We start from the raw sequence: 19050 nt of genomic DNA, 5'->3' as shown, positions 1-19050 counted from the left end.
CTCGGGCACCGCGTTCCGGGTCCTACCCCAGCGGCGGGAAGCGGGGCGGGTGGTCGCCGGCCAGCACGAAGCGGTCCGCGTCCGAATCCAGCGGCTCCACCAGGCCGTCCGTGACCAGGCCGGACAGCGCCCGCGCCCGCTGCACCTCGTCGGTCCAGACCGCGTCGAGCCGCTGCCGGGGCACCGGGCCGGTGGCGTGCCGGAGCACCTCCAGCAGCAGGCCGCGGACCTGCCGGTCGGTGCCCGCATACTTCTGCGGCCGCCGGGTCGGACCGGCCGGCGCGGGCGCCCCGCTCTGCCGCCACGCGCACACCGCCTCGAACGGGCACTCCGGGCAGCGCGGCGAGCGGGCCGTGCAGACCAGCGCCCCCAGCTCCATGAACGCGATGCTCGCCCGGGCCGCCCGCGCCGCCTCCTCGGGGAGCAACTCCGCCATCGCCGCCAGGTCCGCCGTCGTCGTGGTCGGCCCGGCATCCGGGTCACCGGCCACCGCTCGGGACACCACCCGGCGGACGTTCGTGTCCACGACCGGGTGACGTTGCCCGTAGGCGAAGGTCGCCACCGCCCGGGCCGTGTAGGTCCCCACGCCCGGCAGCGCGAGCAACTGCTCCAGGTCGTCGGGCACCCGCCCGCCGTGCCGTTCCACGATGGCGACCGCGCACGCGTGCAGCCGCATCGCCCGGCGCGGATAGCCCAGCCGGCCCCACATCCGGATGGCCTCGGACGGGGGATCCTCGGCCAGCGCCGCCGGATCCGGCCAGCGTGCCATCCACGCGTGCCAGGCCGGTGTCACCCGGACCACGGGCGTCTGTTGCAGCATCACCTCGCTGACCAGCACCGCCCAGGCGGTGCTGCCGGGGACCCGCCAGGGCAGGTCGCGGGCGTTGGCGTCGTACCACTTGATGACTGAGTCGGCGAGCGTCATAACCGGACCAGCTTAGGGGGTGTCGCACGGATCCTGACGGCCCGCGCGAGACCACCGCCTACGATGCCGGAGTGAACGAGCTTGCCATCACCGTCATCGGTCCCGACCGGACCGGCATCGTCGCCGACGTCTCGGAGGCGCTCGCCGGGGTCGGGGCCAACCTCTCCGACTCCACCATGACCCGGCTGCGCGGCCACTTCGCGATGACCCTGATCTGCACCGGCCCCACGACCGAGGAGGTCGAGCGGGCGCTGGCGCCGCTCGACGGGGTGCTGACGACCGTCCGGGAGGTGGCGCCCGAGGAGGACACCGACGCGGCGGGGGAGCCGCACTTGGTCAGCGTGCACGGCGCCGACCGGCTCGGGATCGTCGCCGCCGTCACGCGGGTGGTCGCCGCCGCCGGCGGCAACATCACCGACCTCACCACCCGGCTGACCGGCCCGCTCTACGTGCTGATCGCCGAGGTGGACGTGCCGCCGGGCGGCGCCGACGACCTGGCCGCGCAACTGGCCGTGGCCGCGCAGGAACTGGGCGTCGACGTCACCCTGCGCCGGGCCGAGTCGGACGTCCTGTGAGCGACGCCCTGGCGGGCTGGAAGCCCGACGCGCTCGGCGTCGACGGCAGGGTGCTGTCCGTGGTCACCGCCCCGGCCGGCGTGCTGAGCAGCGAGGGTGCCGAGGTCGATCCGGCCGATCCGGCGATCGTGCAGCTCGCCGCCGACCTGGTCGCCACCATGCGGGTGTCGCCGGGCTGCGTCGGCCTGGCCGCGCCGCAGGTCGGGGTGGGCGCGCAGGTGTTCGTCGTGGACGTGACCGAACACCCGAAGACGGTGACCGCGCACGGCACGTTCGTGCTGTGCAATGCCCGGGTGGTCGAGGCCAGCCGCTGGCGGCCGGGCCGCGAGGGCTGCATGTCCGTTCCGGACCTGACCGGCGACGTGAAACGCGCCAGCCGCGTCGTGGTCGAGGCCGTGCTACCCGGCACGGGGGAGCCGGTGCGGCTGACCACCGACGCCTTCGAGGCGCGGGCGCTGCAGCACGAGATCGACCACTGCGCGGGAAAACTCTTCCTCGATCGGGTGGCCGGCGCGCACGCCGTCTACCAGCGCAAGGTCTATCTCTAACGATCAACGCGCGAGTCGGTGTCGCGTTGTCGGCGCGTCGCGGCGGCCGCACCCGCTCGGCGGGGATACCGTGCACCCATCATGCGTTCGACGGTCGGTCCCCTTCCTGCCGCCGTGTACTGGCGGCGTCGCGCTGTGGTGCTCGGTGCGCTGCTGCTCGGCGTCATCGTGCTGTTCGTGTCCTGCTCCGGCGGGGACGACAAGAACAGCGATCGCGGCACGGGCGCTTCCTCGGGGGCGCCGATCTCACCGTCGGTGTCGGCCACGCCCGAGGACGAGCCCAGCTTCACCGACCCCGGCCCGGGCGCGGGCAACCCGTCCCTGCCGGACCCGGGCGACCTCACGGCCAGCGGTGCGGGCGCCAACCCGTCGGCCGGCACCGATGACGGCTCCGGGGACGACGGCGACGACGACGCGCAGGGCGGCACCAACGACACGAACGTCACGGCCCCGTCCGCTGGCACGTGCACGGACGCGGAGATGTCCGTGACGGCGGTGCCGGCGACCACGACGATCCGCCGCGGTGCCTCGGTGGCGGTCGAGCTCAAGATCAAGAACATCTCGGCCCGAACCTGCACCCGCGACGTGGGGGCGGACGTGCAGGAGCTCTACATCGAGCAGGGAGCCGGCCGGGTCTGGTCCTCGGACACGTGCAGCGCGGCCAAGGGCTCCGACGTCTACTCGTTCCCGCCGAACGGCGTGCGCGCGTTCGACGTGAGCTGGAACGGCAAGCAGGCGACGAAGTGCACGACGGGCCAGGCGGCGGGCCCCGCCCCGCCCGTCGGTCAGTACGAGATGCGCTACCGGCTGGGCGCCAAGATCAGCGCCCCGGTGGCCCTCACCATCACCGCTTAGCAGCCGGCTTCGTCGCCCGCCGACCAGCACGTCCCGGCGGCGGTCTAGTCGTCGAAGCCGCGGAATGTGCCGGTCTCGTCGGTGGCGTCCGCGAAGTCGGCGAAGTCCATGTTCGCGATGGTCAGGTTGGCGGAGACGTCGGTGAACCAGCGGGGCGGCACCCGGAATGTCCGGCCGGGCTCGCCTTCGAGGTCGACGGCCAGCAGCGCGTGCTCCTCGTCGCCCAGCGTGGTCGCGTCGGCGAGGAAGACGTACGTCAGCTTGTCGTCCTCGCTCGCGGCGGCGTCCGCGTCGACCAGGGCCTGGATCGTCACCCCCGCGTAGGCGGGGTCGCTGACGTAGGTCGCGCTGCGGTGGGCGGCCTCGCCGCGCATCTCCGCGAGCAGCGCCTCCCAGGCGGCGTCGTCGCCGAAGTCCGTGCGGAGGATCAGCGATGTCAGGTCGTCGGGCGAGGGGAGAGCGCTCATGTCCGCCGACGATACCCAGGGGGCGTCGCGCCGATCATGACGGCCCACGGGAAGCCCGGCTTCCGCCGGACAGCCCTAGCCCGCCGTCGACCCCCTTACGAACCCCGGGTTAGACGTAGCGTTCGAGGATCGAGGCCTCGGCGAGCCGGGAGAGTCCCTCGCGAACCCCGCGGGCGCGCGCGTCGCCCACCCCCTCGACCGCTTGCAGGTCCTCCACCGTCGCGCCCAGCAGCCGCTGCAGGCTGCCGAAGTGGTCGACCAGCCGCTCGACGATCTGCGCCGGCAGCCGGGGCACCTTGGCCAGCAGCCGGAAGCCCCGCGGGCTCACGGCCGCGTCCAGCGCGTCGGAAGCGCCCGGGTAGCCGATCGCCTTGGCCACCGCGACCAGGTCGATCATCTCGGTGGCGGTGAGCAGATCGAGCTCGACCAGCGCCTCGTCCAGCGTGCGGGCCTTGCGCCCGGTCGGCAGGTAGTCGCGGATGACCAGGGTGCGGTCGGAGTCGACGCCGGCCATCAGCTCGTCGAGCTGCAGGGCGAGCAGCCGGCCGTCCGTGCCCAGCTCGACCACGTAGCCGGAGATCTCGTCGGCGATGCGGCGCACCATCTCCAGGCGCTGCACCACCGCCACCGCGTCGCGGACGGTGACCAGGTCTTCGATCTCCAGTGCGGACAGCGTGCCGGAGACCTCGTCCAGGCGCAGCTTGTAGCGCTCCAGGGTGGCCAGGGCCTGGTTGGCACGGGAGAGGATGGCCGCGGAGTCGTCCAGGACGTGCCGCTGGCCGTTCACGTAGAGGCCGATGATGTGCATCGACTGGCTGACCGAGATCACCGGGAAGCCGGACTGCTTGGCCACCCGCTCCGCGGTGCGGTGCCGGGTGCCCGACTCCTCGGAGTGGATGCCCGGGTCGGGCATCAGGTGCACGGCGGCGCGGACTATGCGGGTGCCGTCGCTGGAGAGCACGACAGCGCCGTCCATCTTGCACAGCTCGCGCAGGCGGGTCGCGGAGAACTCCACGTCGAGCGGGAAGCCGCCGGTGCAGATCTGCTCGACCATCGCGTCGTAGCCGAGCACGATGAGCGCGCCGGTGCGGCCGCGCAGGATCCGCTCGAGGCCGTCGCGCAGCGCGGTGCCGGGGGCCATCAGGGCGAGGTTGGCGCGCAGCGGGTCACCGCTGACTCCACCACCGGTCAGGCCGGGCGTCGTGGGGGTCATCGGACGGGCTGCCGAACCGTTGACGCCGGCAGCAGCGCCATTGGTATGGCGGTTTGATGAGGCATCGCGGTCGAGCGGCACCTGTACATTCTACGGACTCTTATCCAGGTCAACGAGTCGCGGTTCCGACGATGCTCCAGAGCGTCATCGACGGTCACCGCCGGTGAGTGCGTCATGGGGGTCATTCGGCCGACGCCCGGGCCGCCCACTGCACGGCGGTCTGCAGGTCGCCGACCTCGACGACGCGCATGTCCTTGGGCGGGCTGTCGCCGTCACCGGTGCCGTAACCGGGCGGAACCAGGGCGAAGCGGAAGCCGAGCCGGGCCGCCTCGGCCAGCCGGCGCCCGATCGCGCCGACCCGGCGCACCTCCCCGGTCAGCCCGACCTCGCCGATCGCCACCAGGTGCGGGGCCATCGCCAGATTGAGCGCGCCCGAGGCCACCGCCAGGGCCATCGCCAGGTCGGCCGACGGCTCGGTGACGCGGATGCCGCCGACCGTGGCCGCGAAGACCTCCCGGTCGTGCAGCTTGATCTTTTCCATCCGGCGCTGCAGCACCGCCAGCACCATGGCCAGCCGGGCGCTGTCGAGGCCGGACACCGTGCGCCGGGGTGAACCCTGCACTTGGGCGCCGATCAGGGCCTGCACCTCGGTCACCATCGCCCGGCGGCCCTCCATCGCCACGGTGACGCAGGTGCCCGGCACCGGCTCGTTGTAGCGGGTGAGGAACAGCCCGGACGGGTCGGCGAGGCTGACGATGCCGGTTTCGTGCATCTCGAAACAGCCCACCTCGTCGGCCGGGCCGTAGCGGTTCTTCACGCCGCGGACCAGGCGCAACGACGAGTGCTTGTCGCCCTCGAAGTGCAGCACCACGTCGACGAGGTGCTCAAGCACGCGCGGGCCGGCGACCGAGCCGTCCTTGGTGACGTGCCCGACCAGCACGGTGGCGACGCCGCGCTCCTTGGCGATGCTGACCAGCGCCGCGGTGACGGCGCGGACCTGGGTGACACCGCCGGGCACCCCCTCGGTGCCCGGGGCGGAGATGGTCTGCACCGAGTCGATGATCAGCAGGCCGGGCTTGACCGCGTCGAGGTGGCCGAGAACCGCGCCGAGGTCGCTCTCGGAGGCGAGATAGAGGTTGTCGTGCAGGGCGCCGAGCCGCTCGGCGCGCAGGCGCACCTGGCTGACCGACTCCTCGCCGCTGACCACCAGGGAGGGGGTGTTTGTGCCGGCCGCCCACTGCTGGGCCACGTCGAGCAGCAGGGTCGACTTGCCGACGCCGGGCTCGCCGGCCAGCAGCACCACCGCGCCGGGCACCAGGCCGCCGCCGAGCACCCGGTCGAGCTCGCTGACCCCGCTGGGCACGGCCTTGGCCGGGGCGGCGCTGATCGTCTTGATCGGACGGGCCGGCTCGGACGGCAGGCGGGAACTGACCACCCGGCCGGCGACCACCGGACCGGTCAACGTGGACTCGATGATCGAGCCCCACTCGCTGCACTCCGGGCAGCGGCCCAGCCACTTGGGCGGCTGGTGACCGCAGGCGTCGCACTGATAGGCAGGTCTCGGCTCAGAGCGGGCACGGGACGGAGTGCGAGAAGTCGTCACATGGTCACGCTAGCCCGGTGGTATGACAAACCGGGGACTTACTCTTCGGTGTCTTCGTGCGGAACGCCCGGGGCGCGCGACGCCGGGACCAGCGGGATGGCCACCGGGGCCTGCAGAACCAGCGGGGCCGCGCCGCTGCTGAACTCGAACACCAGGTTGATCGACTGACCCGGGACCAGCTTGCCGCTGAGGCCCAGGGCCTGCAGCTGCTGGGCGTCCTCCGGCAGGAACGTGGCCGCGCCGAGCGGGGCGATCTCGATCCGGGCCGGCCGGGCCGCCGGAGCCGACGCGCTGGGCTCGGCCGACGGGGTCACACTGGAGCTCGGGCCGGCGCTCGGGTCCGTGCTGGGCTCCGGGCTGGCCGTCGCGGCCGCGGACGGGGTCGCCGAGGCGCCGCCGACCAGGCCGACGGACTGCGCGGAGACCACGGTGTCCTTGCCGTCCGTGCCGGCGGCCGGCTTGCTGCTGATCAGGACGGTGACGGTCTGCCGGGTCTGGTTGTAGAGACCCACCTGCAGCGTCGCGTCGGCGCCCGCCGGGTAGCCGGTGGTGCCCTTGTAGGCGACCGCGAGGTTGCGGATGGCGACCGACTGGTCGGAGCTTTCCGCGTTCACGCCGTAGACCGACGGCTTCTTGAGCGACGTCTCGGCGACCTGACCGGCGCTGCAGCCGGCGAGCGCGATCGCGGCCAGCGTGGCGACACCCGTGGCCAGGGCGGCGCGGCGGGTTACCAGCGAGCGCATCACAGTCCTCCAAGAAACTCGAGAATGCTCCGCCGATCAGCCTAGAGGGCGTAGATCCGGCGCGTACGGCGACCCGTCCATTCACACCACCCGCCCGCTGAACACCAGCAGCACGACGTCCAGCAGCGCCACCACGATGACCGACCGGAACATCGCCACCTGTCGGGTGCCGCGCCGCTGGGCCCGCTGACCTGCGTACCAGCCCAGCGGCAGGACCACCGCGGCGGCCGCGGCGGCCGCGATGCCCGGCCACGACGGCGGCCCCGCCGGCCCGAAGACCAGGGTGAGGGTCGCGATGAGCAGCAGGCCGGCCGCGGCGATCTGCGACCAGGTCGCGCCGAGCCGGTGCGGGAGGCCGACCACGCCGGTGGCGGCGTCGTCGGCGAGGTCCGGCAGCACGTTGGCGAAGTGCGCCCCGCCGCCGAGCAGGGCGCCGGCGGCGACCAGCCAGGCCGGCGGCCAGGGCTGGCCGGGCAGGGCGAGCACCACGAACGCCGGCATCAGCCCGAACGCCACCAGATAGGGCAGCACCGACAGTGGGGTGGACTTCAAGGGCCAGTCGTAGAGCAGCGCGAAGATCCCGACCAGCGTGAGGCAGACCGCCGCGGCCGCGCCGAAGGGCAGCCCGAGCAGCGGCACCGCCAGCGAGGCGAGCAGGCCCGCGATCCCCACGGCGCGGCGGGAGACCAGCCCCGAGGCCACCGGCTTGTCGGCGCGCCCGGCGATGCGGTCCCGGTCGGCGTCCAGCCAGTCGTTCACCCAGCCCACCGAGAGCTGGGTGGCCCCGATTCCGGCGGCGACGCCGAGCACGCTCCAGCCGCGATGCCCCACCCCGACGGCGAGCAGCGTCATGGCCAGGGTGACCGCGCCACCCGGTTCGGGGTGGGAGGCCTTGAGGAGAGCGACAGGTCCGAACATGAAAGCAGTGTGGTGGTTGTGACTCGCGCGTGCCACGCTCGGTCACATGGCACTGCTGCCCCGTAACGATCCGCGTCAGTACGACGACCTCGCGGGTGAGTGGTGGCGGCCCGGCGGCGGCTTCGAGCTCCTGCACTGGCTGGCGCGTGCCCGCGGTGCCCTGGTGCCGCCCGCGGAGCGCCCGGCGGCGATCCTGGTCGACGCCGGCTGCGGCGGCGGCCTGCTGGCCCCGCACGTCGAGCGGCTCGGCTACCGGCACGTCGGCGTCGACCTGCGCCGCGCGGGGCTGGAGCAGTCCGCGGCCCGGGGAGTGACCCCGGTCACCGGCGACGTGACCGCGCTGCCGCTGGCGGACGGCGCGGCCGACGTGGTGGTGGCGGGCGAGATCCTCGAGCACGTCACCGACCTGCCGGCCACAGTGGCCGAACTGTGCCGGGTGCTGCGGCCGGGCGGGCTGCTGGTGCTGGACACGGTCAACGACACCCGGCTGGGCCGGTTCGTCACGGTGACCCTCGCCGAGCGGTTCGGCGCGGCCCCGGTGGGCATTCACGACCCGGACCTGTTCGTCGACCCCGGCGAGCTGACCACGGAGTGCGCGAAGCACGGCGTCCGGCTCCGGGTCCGCGGCCTGCGCCCGAGCCTGGCGGGCCTGATCCGCTGGCTGTTCCTGCCGGCCGGCGCGGGCTCCGGTCCGCTGGGCCGGATGATCCCGACCCGCTCCACGGCGGTGGTCTACCAGGGCATGGGCCGCAAACAGGCGGCTGGGCGCCGAGGCGCTCGGCGGTGATCCGGACTCGCAAAGGCTCCGTCCCGCGATGGTGATCGCTCTTGCGGGTAAGCACCAGTCGGCGGGGTTCGGCCTGGGGAGGCACAAGTGAAGAGGAACGGTCAGGCGGTGATCGGCGGCGTGGGCATCGCGCTGCCGCCGGCAGCAGCGCAGGACGAGTTGTGGGAGGGCTACTTCGCCGGGCACTACGCGGGCGGCCGGCGCGGGCTGGCGCGGCGGATCTTCGCAAACTCGGGGGTACGCACCCGGCAGGCGGCGGTCAGCCCGCTGCTGGAGGACGTCTCCGGCTGGTCCACCGAGCGCCGGATGCGCCGCTACCAGGTGGAGGCCATGCCGCTGGCCAAGGAGGCGGTCGGCCGGGCGCTCACCGATGCCGGCGTCGCCGCCGACGAGCTGGGCCTGCTGGTGGTCTGCTCCTGCACCGGCTACGCGACGCCGGGCCTGGACATCCTGCTGGCCCGGGACATGGGCATGGCGACGTCGCTGCAGCGGCTCTTCGTCGGACACATGGGCTGCTACGCCGCGCTGCCGAGCCTGGGCGCGGCGGCCGACTTCGTCGCCGCCCGCGGGCGCCCGGCGCTGCTGCTCTGCGCCGAGCTCACCAGCCTGCACCTCCAGCCCGCGGATCCGCGGGCGGACATCCAGCAGATCGTCTCGCACGCGCTCTTCTCGGACGCCGCGGCCGCCGTCGTGCTCACCCCCGAGAGCAAGACCGGGGGGTACGTCCTCAGCGACGTCGCCGCGCTCACGGACACCACCACGGCCGGCCACATGACCTGGGACGTCACCGATCTGGGCTTCCGGATGGGGCTGTCACCGCAGGTGCCGGACGTGCTGGCGGTGCACGTCCGGCGCATGGTCGACGACCTGCTGGCGCGCAACGGCCTGACGATCGCCGACGTGGACGGCTGGGCGGTGCATCCGGGCGGCCCGAAGATCCTCGACGTGGTGCAGGAGCAACTCGGGCTCCCGGCCGAGGCCATGGCCGCCTCCAGGGAGGTGCTGGCGACGTACGGGAATTGCTCGTCCCCCACGGTATTGCTGGTCCTGGACGCGCTGCGGTGCGCGCCGCGGCCGCCGGGCCGGGTGGTGATGCTGGCCTTCGGGCCCGGCCTCACGCTCTATGGCCTGCTGCTCGACACGCCCTAAGGTGGGTCCCGTGCGAGAGGACCGGGCGGCGGGCGTGACGCTCTACGCGTTCGCCCTGGTTCTGCTGCTCGCCGGTGGTGTCTGGTTTGTGCGGGCCGCCCCGGAGGTCGGCGAGGACCCCGAGGTCGTGGCCGGCCGGGCCGCCGTCGAGCGCCTGCTGCCCGACGTGCCGCGGCAGGCGCAGGCGGAGACGATGGTCCTGGCCGAGGGCGTACGCACCGAGCGCAGCACCGTGGTGGCCGGCGGCTCGTACGCCCTCACGATGCTGTGCGTGGGCGCCGGTCAGGTGCGGGTGCGGCTCAGCGCGACGGGCGAGGACTCCGGGCGGGCGGTGCCGTGCGCGGCGCGGGAACCGAAGCCGGTGGAGCTGACCGTAGGCCTGGCGGACGGCCTCTTCCTCGCCGTTTCGGCTGAGACCCGGGGGACGGCCGTCTTCCGGTGGCGAGCCACGCGGACCCGCACCTATTGACTGTCATCCACTGACTGTTACCTGCCTGACTGTTACCTACGCGGCGGCCGGCCGGGCCGCTGTCACGCAGTGTCAGAGCCGGGCCAGATCGGGCCGGAACTCGTCGATCATGGCGGTCCGGTCGAGCTTGCGGACGATCCCGCCATTTCGGTCGACCAGCAGGGCTGCCGCGGTGCCGTCGGGGGCGCCGAGGTGGAGCCCGGCGCGGAGCTCGCCGGTGGGGTCGCGCAGCGCGCGCACGGGCTGGCCCTGGGTCGGTGAGGCGGCGTTGGTGGGCGGAGCGCCACCGGTCTGCCCGGCGGCGGCACCGGCGACGACCGTGACGACGGTGATGCCGGCCGGCGCCGCGGCGACCGTGTCGGCGATCAGGCCGGCGCAGTCGCAGCCGTCGATGAGCAGCACGACCGCCGGCAGTTGGGCCCGCAGCGGGACGGTCTTGCCGTCGCTGCCGATCAGCTCCAGCGCGGGCAGGGTGAGACTGCGGGCGTCGGTGGTGGTGGCCGTGCGCTGGGTGGCGGGCGACCGGGCCGGCCCGGGCCAGGCCGAGGCGAAGAGGCTGGCCACGGTGACCAGGACGGCCATCGAGATGATCAGGACCGGGGCGCGCAGGCTGGCGGCGCCGACCCGGCGCAGCGTGCGCATGCCGGGGCGCTCGGCGAAGCGCTGCCAGCGGGTGTGGTGCTTTGATCTGTCCAGCTCGGCCCGGACGGCGCTGACCTCGTCGGACAACTCGGAGAGATCGTCGGGGATGACGATGACGCCCCACTCGTCGGGCAGACCCGGCAGGCCGTCAGGGGAGCCGCCATCGGGCGGCCAGTTGCCACCGTTGTCACTCAGACTGCCCACGATTCACCCTCCCCACTGCAGACGAGTCTCGCGTGGCCGAGGACCTGAGTCCAGCCTCCCCCACGCATGGGTTCGACCGCCAGTGGTGGGCGGTTCCGGTCGCTAGCGATAAGCTTGACCTCGCAAAGGCTTCAGGTCCGGAATATCCGACTCGCTGAGTCGAGTGGTCACGACGCAATCACCCTGCGTTACTGAGGCAGCTCTTCGCCCGCATGTCAAGCGGTAGAAAGACGGCTCACAGGGCCTCTGAGCTGCACTAACAGTCACGGCCAGGGTGGGACATCGCTGCGTGAGCGTGTTACCCTAGACACAGCGAAAGGGGTTTCGAACCTATGGTTTTCAGTGTCGGCGAGACCGTTGTTTACCCCCACCACGGGGCCGCACTCATCGAGGCAATCGAGACTAGGGTCATCAAGGGCGAGCCGAAGCAATATCTCGTTCTGCGAGTCGCCCAGGGCGACCTTACTGTCCGGGTGCCCGCTGAGAATGCCGAGATCGTCGGCGTGCGCGAAGTGGTTGGCGAGGAAGGCCTGGGCAAGGTCTTCGACGTCCTCCGCGCACCGCACACCGAGGAGCCGACCAACTGGTCGCGGCGTTACAAGGCCAACCTCGAGAAGCTCGCCTCCGGCAATCCGCTGAAGGTAGCCGAGGTCGTTCGCGACCTTTGGCGTCGCGAGCGCGAGCGTGGTCTCTCGGCTGGGGAAAAGCGGATGCTCGCCAAGGCCCGCGACATCCTCGTTGGTGAGGTCGCCCTCGCCGAGAAGAGCACCAAGGACGAGGCGGAAGTCCTCCTCGACAAGGTTCTCACCGAGGCCTGACTTTTCCACCACTTTGCCCCACCCCCCACAGTGACACCAGTCGAACAGGACCGCGACGTGACCGCGCAGCTCAACCCGCGCGGTGACGTCGCGGTCCTCGTTCCGGCGGCCGGCGCCGGCCTCCGCCTGGGCCCCGGCGGCCCGAAGGCCCTGCGCCTGCTCGCCGGCGAGCCCCTCCTCGCGCACGCCGTCCGGCGCATCGCGGCGGCTCCGTCCGTGCGGATGATCGTGGTGGCCGCTCCCGCCGCGGAAGTCGACGCGGTCCGCGCCCTGCTCGCCCCGATCGCCCCGGTCACCGTCGTCCCGGGCGGCGCCGAACGACAACACTCCGTCGCCGCGGCGCTCGCGGTGGTGCCTCCGGACGTCCGCATCGTGCTCGTGCACGACGCCGCCCGCGCGCTCGCCCCGCCGGAGCTGACCGAGTCGGTCGCGGCGGCCGTGCGCGCCGGCCGGCCGGCCGTGATCCCGGTCCTCCCGGTCGTGGACACCATCAAGGAGGTCGGGCCCGCACTGGAGCCCGACGCCGTCGGCCCCGGATCCGCTCCGGCCGGGGCGGATGGGCCGGTTGAGGTCGTGGTGGGGACTGTTGACCGGTCCGTGTTGCGGAGCGTGCAGACGCCGCAGGGGTTCCGGCGGGAGGTGCTGACCGCCGCGCATGCCGACGGGTTCGGCGCGCACACCGACGACGCCGGGATGGTGGAGAAGGCCGGCATCCCGGTGACCTGCGTGCCCGGCTCCGAGTTGGCTATGAAGATCACCCGTCCACTGGACCTGGTGATCGCCGAGGCGCTGCTCCACGTAACCTGACGCCGTGAGTTCTGTGAGCCCGTTGAGCCAGCGTGTCGGGATCGGCACCGATGTGCACGCGTTCGATCCGGCGCGGGTGTGCTGGGTCGCCGGCCTCATGTGGCCCGGCGAGTCCGGGCTGGCCGGGCATTCCGACGCCGACGTCGCCGCGCATGCCGCCTGTGACGCCCTGCTCAGCGCCGCCGGGCTGGGTGATCTCGGCAGCAACTTCGGCACCACCGAGCCCGAGTGGGCCGGCGCCGCCGGTGTGACGTTGCTCGCTGAGACCGTCCGTCGGCTCGCCGCGCACGGTTTCGCGGTCGGCAACGTCGCGATCCAGGTCATCGGGAGCCGTCCCAAGATCGGCAAGCGCCGCGAGGAGGCCCAGCAGGTGCTCTCCGCCGCGGTCGGCGCGCCGGTCACCGTCGCCGGCACCACCACCGACGGGCTCGGGCTGACCGGGCGCGGTGAGGGACTCGCGGCCGTAGCCACCGCTCTGATCTACGAGGTCACCGCCCGTACGGCATGATCAGATCCATGACCACAGCCCTGCCCGAGAAGGTTCGCCGACTGCTCGACGGCAACACCTTTGCCGTCGTCACGACCATCAACCCCGACAGCGCCCCGCAGTCGACCGTGGTGTGGGTCAAGCGGGACGGCGACGACGTGCTCTTCTCCACCGTCCGGGGTCGCAAGAAGACCCGGAACATGGAACGGGACCCGCGGGTGTCGATCTGCGCGTACGACCCGGCGCAGCCGTACTCGTACTTCACCGTCGAGGGTTCCGTGACGCTGGTGGAGTCCGGTGGCAAGGAATTGATCAACGAGTTGAGCCTCAAATACAACGATCAGCCGTACACCTTCGACCCGCCGGAGGCCGTCCGAGTCGTATGCCGGCTCACCCCGGGCAAGGTGATCTCGCAGTAGACGACTTACGCTCGATGGGTGTCGAGCGAGCCCACGTCCCAGTCCGAGCCGGAGACGACCCCTGAGGAGTACCGGCAGCGGGCACTCCTGATGGCCGATCTCGGCCGTTATGACGAGGCGGTCGGCGAGATCGCCCTCGGTCTCGCCACCGCCCCCGACGATGCCGCGCTGCTGAGCACGCTGGCCCGGGTGCACGTCGCCGCGGCGCAGCCGGCCGACGCGCTGGCCGCCGCCGAGCGGGCTGTCGCCGCCGCGCCCGGCACGGTCGGGCCGCTGGTCGTGCGGGCGATGGCGCTGTCCGACGAGCGCCGGTTCGGTGAGGCGGCCCAGATCGCGGCATCGATCCTGGCGGCCTGGCCGGCCGACCCGTACGCGCAGCGCACCGGGGCGGCCCTGCTGAGTGAGGCGCGCAACGGCCAGGACGCCCTCAATGCCGCGTGGAACGGGGTACGGCTCACGCCCGCCGACGCGGAGGCACACCTCGTGCTGGCTGTGGTGGCGGCCCGGCTGCGGCTTTTCGACCTGGCGCAGCGGGCGTACGGGGAAGCTCTTGATCTCGATGCCGCGATCGGTGACGCGCAGCGCGACGTCGGCGTGGTCCGCCTGGAGCGCCACCGGTGGGCGCTGGCCCTCGAAGGCCTGGCCGACGCCGCGATGCCGGTCCCGGACCCGGCCGTCCCCGCCGACCTCGCCACCCCGGAGCCGCCCGCCACGCCCCCGCCCGCGATCACCCGGCCGCGCGGGCCGGTGCTGGACCGCTCGGCCGCGGTCGCCGACACGTTCCGCCAGGCGGTGCTGTACGGCAGCAACGGCGTGCTCGTCGCCGCCGTGCTCGCCGCGGTGATGACGATCGCCAGCACCGGGGTGGCCCGGGCCTGGGGCGGGGTCATCGGCGTGGTGATCGTGGTCGCGATCATGGCGTGGCTGACCCGGCAACTGCCTGTCCCGGTCGGTGCGGCGCTGCGCGAGCTCCGGGGCGCCGGCCGCCTAGTCGCCGCCGTCTACGCGACGGCGCTCGCACCGCTCGGTCTGGTGGCGTTCGCGGCCGTCGGCGGCGTTGTCCCGCTGGCCATCGCGATGGTCCTGGCCGCCTTCGCGGAGCTCGTCGTCCTGACCCAACGCTCGTAGCTCCCGTGCCGGGCGACGCCGATCGGGTAGCGCGGGTTAGAACAGCCGCGGCGGCTCGGCCGGGATGACTGTGGTGGTTGCTTCCTTTGCTCTGCTTCCCTATTGGAAACAGCCGCGGCGGCTCGGCCGGGGTGACTGTGGTGGTTGCTTCCTTTGCTCTGCTTCCCTATTGGAAACAGCCGCGGCGGCTCGGCGGGGGTGACTGTGGTGGTTGCTTCCTTTGCTCTGCTTCCCTATCGGAAACAGTGGGTTGGTCGATATCAGCTGTCGGTTGAGGGGTGTTTCCTCGGGGGAAGCAGAGCAAACGGCGGTGGAGAGTGTCATCACTGATCGCGGGAGCCGACACCGTCGTAGCGGTTAGGCCGCGGCCTTGAACTGGCTGTCGGGTTCGGTCGCGGCGAGAGCCGCGCGTAGGCCGGCCTCCGCCCGCCCGGCGGTGCCGAGATCGTCCAGGGCCAGCAGTGCCGCGCCTACCACCGGCGGAGTGTCCAGGACGCTGATCCTCGCCTGCGGTGCCTGGGTCAGCGCGCCCTCGACCACCTGGCGATGCAGCACGGGGTGCCGGGCGCGCAGCACCCCGCCGCCCAGCACCAGTGCGTGCGGGGCGTGCAGCAGGTCTAGGCGGGTCGCCGCCACCCGGTGCTGGGCCAGGATCTCGGTCACCTGGCGGCGGATCAGCTGCCCGGCCACCGCGTCGCCGGTCGCCGCGATGTTGAACAGCAGCGGCGTCAGCTCGCGCACCCGGATCAGGTCCAGTTCGCCCAGGTGCAGGGCGATGCTGACCTCCTGCACGGTCGAGTAGCCGAAGTGGTCCGCCACCGCCCCCGACAGCCCTGTCTCGTCGCCTCGGCCGTCCTCGCCGCGCGCCGCCATCCGCAGGGTGTGCTCGGCGAGGTCGTGGCCGCCGCCCCAGTCGCCGGAGATCGGGCCCAGCGCGACGAATCTCGCCGTGCGGCCGTCCGCCGCCCGGCCCACGCAGTTGTTGCCCGCGCCGCAGACGACCGCGATCGCGTCCGGCATCGACGTGCCCGCGCGTAGCAGGGCGAAGCAGTCGTTGTCCACGATCGTTCTCGTGGTCCAGGACTGCGCGCTGATCGCCGCGTGCAGGCGTTGCACCTCTATCGGGAGATCCGCGCCGGCCAGGTAGACCGTGGCCAGGTCGATCGGGGTCGCCGCGGCCAGGCCGGCGTCGGCGCGGGCCGCGGCGATCAGGTCCCGCAGCACCTCGACGGTGCCGGTCAGGCCGATGTTGTGCGGCGAGCTGGTCGGTCCTCGGACGAAGCCGAGGACCTCGCCGTGCGCGGTGCCGAGGACGACGTCCGTCTTGGAGTTGCCGCCGTCCACGGCCAGGTAGAGCGTTCTCATCGGGCCCAGGCCAGGTGCTGCGCGCCCGCGGCGAGCAGCTTGCCGGTCAGCGCCTCCGCGTCCTCGTGCTGGCCGATCAGGGGGTGGGCGAGCAGCGCGCGGTAGACCCGGTTGCGGCCACCCCGCACGGCCGCGTCCAGGGCCAGTTCCTCGTACCCCGAGACATGCGCGACCAGACCGGCCAGGTCGGGCGCCAGCGGGGTGACCGGCAGCGGCACCGGGCCGAGCTTGCCGACCCGGGCCGAGACCTCGACGACCGCCTGATCCGGCAGCAGGGGCAGCGTCCCGTTGTTGCGGATGTTGACCGAGTGCACGCCGTCCGGATCCAGGCCGTGCAGGGCCGCGATCAGGCCGACCGCCGCCTCGGAGTAGTAGGCGCCGCCGCGCTCGCCCAGCAGCGCCGGCTTCTCCACCAGCGCCGGATCGCGGTACATCGCCATCAGCGTGGCCTCGATCTCCGCGACCCGCTGCCCCCGGGTCTGGCTGCCGCGCGCCTGCCGGACGTGCCGGTCGTGCGCGTAGAAGTAGCTCAGGTAGTAGCTCGGCACGTTGCCCAGCGTCGACAGCACCTCCGTGGGCAGGTCCACCTCCTCGGCGAGTTCACCGAGGTGCTTGGCGAGCAGTTCCGGGAGCCGGTCGACGCCGTCGACGTACGCGGCGCGTTCCCAGGTCAGGTGGTTGAGCCCGACGTGGTCCAGGACCACCGCCGCCGGGTCCACGCCCAGCATCCGGGCGAAGCGGCGCTGGAAGCCGATGGCCACGTTGCACAGCCCGACCGCCCGGTGGCCCTCGTCGAGCAGCGCCCGGGTGACGATCCCGACCGGGTTGGTGAAGTCGACGATCCACGCGCCCGGCCTCGCCCGTGCCCTGATCCGGGCGGCCACGTCCAGCACCACCGGCACGGTCCGCAGCGCCTTGCCCAGCCCGCCCGCCCCGGTGGTCTCCTGGCCCACGCAGCCGCAGTCCAGCGGGAACGTCTCGTCGCTGATCCGGGCCGCCTGGCCGCCGACCCGCAACTGGATCACCACGACGTCGGCGTCGGTCACGCCGGCGTCCAGGTCCGTGGTCCAGGTGACCTTTCCGGGGTGGCCGTAGTGCCGGAAGATCCGGGCGGAGAAGGCGCCGACCACGTCGAGCCGCTCTTGCGCCGGGTCGATCAGCACCAGTTCCGACACCATGGCACCGAGCCGGGCGAACCCGTCGACCAGTTCCGGCGTGTACGTCGACCCACCGCCGACGACAGCGATCTTCACCCTTTGACTCCTGTGAGTGTGACGCCCTGGACGAATGCCTTCTGGGCGAAGAAGAACACGACGACGATCGGGGCCATGGCCAGCACGGTGGCGGCCGTGACCAGGTTCCAGTCGACGTGATGGACACCGTGGAACGAGGCGAGGCCCAGCGAGAGCGTCCACGAGTTCTCGTTCTCGCTGGTGTAGAGCAGCGGGCCGTAGTAGTCGTTCCAGGCGTAGAAGAACTGGAACAGCCCGGCCGCCGCGATGCCCGGCCGCGCCATCGGCAGCACGACCCGGATCAGGGTGCGCCACTCGCCGCAGCCGTCGACCCGGGCCGCGTCCAGGTAATCGGTCGGGATGGTGAGCAGGAACTGCCGCAGCAGGAAGATGCAGAACGCGTCGCCGAAGAGCATCGGGATGATCAGCGGCGCGAGCGAGCCGGTCAGGCCGTACCGGGCCCACATCAGGTAGAGCGGCACGGTCACCACCTGCGGCGGCAGCATCATCACGCAGAGCACGGTCAGGAACATGGCGTTGCGGCCGCGGAACCTGAGCTTGGCCAGGGCGTACGCCGCGGGCACGCTGGACAGCAGCATCAGCACGGTGGCGGACACCGCGTAGATGACCGTGTTGAGCAGGTACCGGGGCAGCGGGGTGACCTCGAAGACCCGGACGTAGTTCTCGAAGTGCCAGGTGTTGGGCCAGTAGTCGCTGGTCAGCGCCTGGTTGCTGGTCATCACCGAGATCAGGAACAAGTAGACCACCGGGGTCAGAAACATGATCGCCAGCACGATCGCGATGCTGTGCCGCGCGATCCACGCGAGCCGGTGCTGCCGGCGTACCTGTCGGACGGTGGGCGGCGCGGCCGGCGCCGGCCGGTCCAAGAGGGTTGTCACTGTTCCTCCCCGGAGAAGGCCTTGGAGCGGCGCAGCAGGATGACCGTCACCGACAGGGCGACCGCGAACAGCGCGACGGCCATCGCGTTGGCGTAGCCGAGCGCGTTGTAGCGGAATCCGACCGTGTAGAGCCAGAGCGGATAGGTGAACGTGGAGCCCTCGGGGAAGCCGAACGACGAGGAGATGCCGCCGCCGGTCACCGCCTGCCCGCTGGCGATCGACCCGGCCACCGCGGCCTGGTCGAAGTACTGCAACGTGTAGATGACGCCGGTGACCGCGGCGAACAGGATCACCGGCTGGATGGTGGGCAGGGTGACGTAGCGGAAGCGGTGCCAGGCGTTCGCGCCGTCGAGCGCGGCCGCCTCGTACAGGGTGGCCGGGACGCCCAGCACCGCCGCCAGGAAGATGATCATCAGGTCGCCGATGCCCCAGAGGCCGAGCAGGACCAGCGACGGCTTGGACCACTCGGGCGAGTTGAACCAGAGCGGGCCCTCGATGCCGATCCGTGCCAGGAACGTGTTGACCGGGCCGGTGCCGGGCTTGAGCAGGTAGACGAACGCGATGGTGGCGGCCACCGGCGGGGCCAGCGCCGGCAGGTAGAAGATCGTCCGGAAGAAGCCGGCACCCCGCTTGAGCTGGGTGAGCAGCATGGACAGGCCGATCGCGCTGACGATCCGGACCGGTACGAAGACCACGACCATCCACAGCGTGTTGCGGACCGACTGGAGCAGGAACGGGTCCTCGCCCATCCGCCGGTAGTTCGCCAGCCCGACCCACTCGGGCACCGTGAGCAGGTC

Annotated in this window: 22 protein-coding genes; 11 read left to right on the top strand and 11 right to left on the bottom strand. The window is 72.3% G+C overall.

What is annotated here, in order from left to right:
* Nucleotides 1-22: 22 nt before the first annotated feature.
* On the bottom strand, nt 23-925 hold the full coding sequence (locus DMB66_RS22060; RefSeq protein WP_125806010.1) for an A/G-specific adenine glycosylase: 903 nt from the start codon (nt 923-925) through the stop codon (nt 23-25).
* A gap of 71 nt (nt 926-996) precedes the next feature.
* Between DMB66_RS22060 and DMB66_RS22055 the strand changes: the two genes are divergently transcribed.
* The 3 genes from DMB66_RS22055 to DMB66_RS22045 all read left to right on the top strand — a co-directional run bounded on the left by DMB66_RS22055 (nt 997) and on the right by DMB66_RS22045 (nt 2903).
* Nucleotides 997-1500 (top strand): glycine cleavage system protein R, encoded by a 504-nt coding sequence (locus tag DMB66_RS22055; RefSeq protein WP_125806009.1) that lies wholly within the window; start codon nt 997-999, stop codon nt 1498-1500.
* Nucleotides 1497-2048 (top strand): peptide deformylase, encoded by a 552-nt coding sequence (locus DMB66_RS22050; RefSeq protein WP_125806008.1) that lies wholly within the window; start codon nt 1497-1499, stop codon nt 2046-2048. Before DMB66_RS22055 ends, DMB66_RS22050 begins: the two co-directional genes overlap by 4 nt.
* A gap of 81 nt (nt 2049-2129) precedes the next feature.
* Nucleotides 2130-2903: an adhesin gene (locus DMB66_RS22045; RefSeq protein ID WP_125806007.1), complete on the top strand. Its 774-nt coding sequence runs from the start codon at nt 2130-2132 to the stop codon at nt 2901-2903.
* 44 nt (nt 2904-2947) lie between these two features.
* Here the strand turns inward: DMB66_RS22045 and DMB66_RS22040 are convergent, their stop codons facing one another.
* The 5 genes from DMB66_RS22040 to DMB66_RS22020 all read right to left on the bottom strand — a co-directional run bounded on the left by DMB66_RS22040 (nt 2948) and on the right by DMB66_RS22020 (nt 7847).
* A complete protein-coding gene (locus DMB66_RS22040; protein ID WP_125806006.1) occupies nt 2948-3370 on the bottom strand; it encodes a hypothetical protein in 423 nt (140 codons plus the stop codon).
* Nucleotides 3371-3479: 109 nt separating this feature from the next.
* Entirely contained in the window at nt 3480-4664 is a 1185-nt protein-coding gene (gene disA, locus DMB66_RS22035) for a DNA integrity scanning diadenylate cyclase DisA (protein WP_370318936.1), read from the bottom strand.
* 100 nt (nt 4665-4764) lie between these two features.
* Nucleotides 4765-6186 carry a DNA repair protein RadA gene (gene radA / locus DMB66_RS22030; RefSeq protein WP_125806004.1) on the bottom strand — a complete coding sequence of 474 codons (1422 nt, stop codon included), beginning with the start codon at nt 6184-6186 and terminating at the stop codon, nt 4765-4767.
* 38 nt (nt 6187-6224) lie between these two features.
* A complete protein-coding gene (locus DMB66_RS22025) occupies nt 6225-6929 on the bottom strand; it encodes a hypothetical protein (protein ID WP_125806003.1) in 705 nt (234 codons plus the stop codon).
* A gap of 81 nt (nt 6930-7010) precedes the next feature.
* Nucleotides 7011-7847: a UbiA family prenyltransferase gene (locus tag DMB66_RS22020; RefSeq protein WP_125806002.1), complete on the bottom strand. Its 837-nt coding sequence runs from the start codon at nt 7845-7847 to the stop codon at nt 7011-7013.
* Between the two features lie 46 nt (nt 7848-7893).
* On the opposite strand from DMB66_RS22020, the gene DMB66_RS22015 reads away from it, so the two are divergent.
* The 3 genes from DMB66_RS22015 (at nt 7894) to DMB66_RS22005 (ending at nt 10252) form a co-directional block, all read left to right on the top strand.
* Nucleotides 7894-8634, top strand: a complete 741-nt coding sequence (locus DMB66_RS22015) for a methyltransferase domain-containing protein (protein ID WP_125806001.1) — start codon at nt 7894-7896, stop codon at nt 8632-8634.
* Nucleotides 8635-8721: 87 nt separating this feature from the next.
* The gene (locus DMB66_RS22010) at nt 8722-9783 is read left to right on the top strand and encodes a type III polyketide synthase (RefSeq protein WP_125806000.1); all 1062 of its coding nucleotides are present in this window, start codon (nt 8722-8724) and stop codon (nt 9781-9783) included.
* A gap of 10 nt (nt 9784-9793) precedes the next feature.
* Complete coding sequence (locus DMB66_RS22005) at nt 9794-10252, top strand: DUF6023 family protein (protein WP_125805999.1); 459 nt, start codon at nt 9794-9796, stop codon at nt 10250-10252.
* 72 nt (nt 10253-10324) lie between these two features.
* Here DMB66_RS22005 and DMB66_RS22000 read toward each other — a convergent pair whose 3' ends face one another.
* The gene (locus DMB66_RS22000; protein WP_125805998.1) at nt 10325-11098 is read right to left on the bottom strand and encodes a hypothetical protein; all 774 of its coding nucleotides are present in this window, start codon (nt 11096-11098) and stop codon (nt 10325-10327) included.
* Nucleotides 11099-11430: 332 nt separating this feature from the next.
* Between DMB66_RS22000 and DMB66_RS21995 the strand changes: the two genes are divergently transcribed.
* Genes DMB66_RS21995 through DMB66_RS21975 form a run of 5 tightly spaced genes read left to right on the top strand, consistent with a single transcriptional unit; the run spans nt 11431 to nt 14757 of the window.
* The gene (locus DMB66_RS21995) at nt 11431-11916 is read left to right on the top strand and encodes a CarD family transcriptional regulator (RefSeq protein WP_026206027.1); all 486 of its coding nucleotides are present in this window, start codon (nt 11431-11433) and stop codon (nt 11914-11916) included.
* A 57-nt stretch (nt 11917-11973) separates the two neighbouring features.
* A complete protein-coding gene (gene ispD / locus DMB66_RS21990) occupies nt 11974-12723 on the top strand; it encodes a 2-C-methyl-D-erythritol 4-phosphate cytidylyltransferase (RefSeq protein WP_125805997.1) in 750 nt (249 codons plus the stop codon).
* A gap of 4 nt (nt 12724-12727) precedes the next feature.
* Nucleotides 12728-13231, top strand: a complete 504-nt coding sequence (gene ispF, locus DMB66_RS21985; protein WP_233624759.1) for a 2-C-methyl-D-erythritol 2,4-cyclodiphosphate synthase — start codon at nt 12728-12730, stop codon at nt 13229-13231.
* Between the two features lie 8 nt (nt 13232-13239).
* Entirely contained in the window at nt 13240-13629 is a 390-nt protein-coding gene (locus DMB66_RS21980) for a PPOX class F420-dependent oxidoreductase (RefSeq protein ID WP_233624758.1), read from the top strand.
* Between the two features lie 18 nt (nt 13630-13647).
* On the top strand, nt 13648-14757 hold the full coding sequence (locus DMB66_RS21975) for a hypothetical protein (protein WP_125805995.1): 1110 nt from the start codon (nt 13648-13650) through the stop codon (nt 14755-14757).
* Between the two features lie 357 nt (nt 14758-15114).
* Here DMB66_RS21975 and DMB66_RS21970 read toward each other — a convergent pair whose 3' ends face one another.
* The 4 genes from DMB66_RS21970 to DMB66_RS21955 are packed head-to-tail and all read right to left on the bottom strand — an operon-like array spanning nt 15115 to nt 18903.
* Nucleotides 15115-16122, bottom strand: a complete 1008-nt coding sequence (locus DMB66_RS21970) for an N-acetylglucosamine kinase (RefSeq protein ID WP_125805994.1) — start codon at nt 16120-16122, stop codon at nt 15115-15117.
* Entirely contained in the window at nt 16119-17375 is a 1257-nt protein-coding gene (locus DMB66_RS21965) for a 6-phospho-beta-glucosidase (protein ID WP_125805993.1), read from the bottom strand. The genes DMB66_RS21970 and DMB66_RS21965 overlap by 4 nt, the downstream gene beginning before the upstream one ends.
* Entirely contained in the window at nt 17372-18253 is an 882-nt protein-coding gene (locus DMB66_RS21960; RefSeq protein ID WP_125805992.1) for a carbohydrate ABC transporter permease, read from the bottom strand. Before DMB66_RS21960 ends, DMB66_RS21965 begins: the two co-directional genes overlap by 4 nt.
* The gene (locus DMB66_RS21955) at nt 18250-18903 is read right to left on the bottom strand and encodes a carbohydrate ABC transporter permease (protein WP_233624762.1); all 654 of its coding nucleotides are present in this window, start codon (nt 18901-18903) and stop codon (nt 18250-18252) included. Before DMB66_RS21955 ends, DMB66_RS21960 begins: the two co-directional genes overlap by 4 nt.
* Nucleotides 18904-19050: the final 147 nt, after the last annotated feature.

The sequence above is a fragment of the Actinoplanes sp. ATCC 53533 genome (assembly GCF_003947245.1).
Note: the sequence above shows the minus strand (reverse complement) of the source record. Positions and strands in the feature narration are given on the sequence as shown.

Bases quoted from the DNA above. Each gene is read 5' to 3' on its own strand.
- DMB66_RS22060 (WP_125806010.1), bottom strand. From the start codon at position 925: ATGACGCTCGCCGACTCAGTCATCAAGTGGTACGACGCCAACGCCCGC.
- DMB66_RS22045 (WP_125806007.1), top strand. From the start codon at position 2,130: ATGCGTTCGACGGTCGGTCCCCTTCCTGCCGCCGTGTACTGGCGGCGT.
- DMB66_RS21970 (WP_125805994.1), bottom strand. From the start codon at position 16,122: ATGAGAACGCTCTACCTGGCCGTGGACGGCGGCAACTCCAAGACGGAC.
- DMB66_RS22020 (WP_125806002.1), bottom strand. From the start codon at position 7,847: ATGTTCGGACCTGTCGCTCTCCTCAAGGCCTCCCACCCCGAACCGGGT.
- DMB66_RS22025 (WP_125806003.1), bottom strand. From the start codon at position 6,929: ATGCGCTCGCTGGTAACCCGCCGCGCCGCCCTGGCCACGGGTGTCGCC.
- DMB66_RS21995 (WP_026206027.1), top strand. From the start codon at position 11,431: ATGGTTTTCAGTGTCGGCGAGACCGTTGTTTACCCCCACCACGGGGCC.
- DMB66_RS21955 (WP_233624762.1), bottom strand. From the start codon at position 18,903: ATGCTGCTCACCCAGCTCAAGCGGGGTGCCGGCTTCTTCCGGACGATC.
- DMB66_RS22015 (WP_125806001.1), top strand. From the start codon at position 7,894: ATGGCACTGCTGCCCCGTAACGATCCGCGTCAGTACGACGACCTCGCG.
- DMB66_RS22040 (WP_125806006.1), bottom strand. From the start codon at position 3,370: ATGAGCGCTCTCCCCTCGCCCGACGACCTGACATCGCTGATCCTCCGC.
- DMB66_RS21980 (WP_233624758.1), top strand. From the start codon at position 13,240: ATGACCACAGCCCTGCCCGAGAAGGTTCGCCGACTGCTCGACGGCAAC.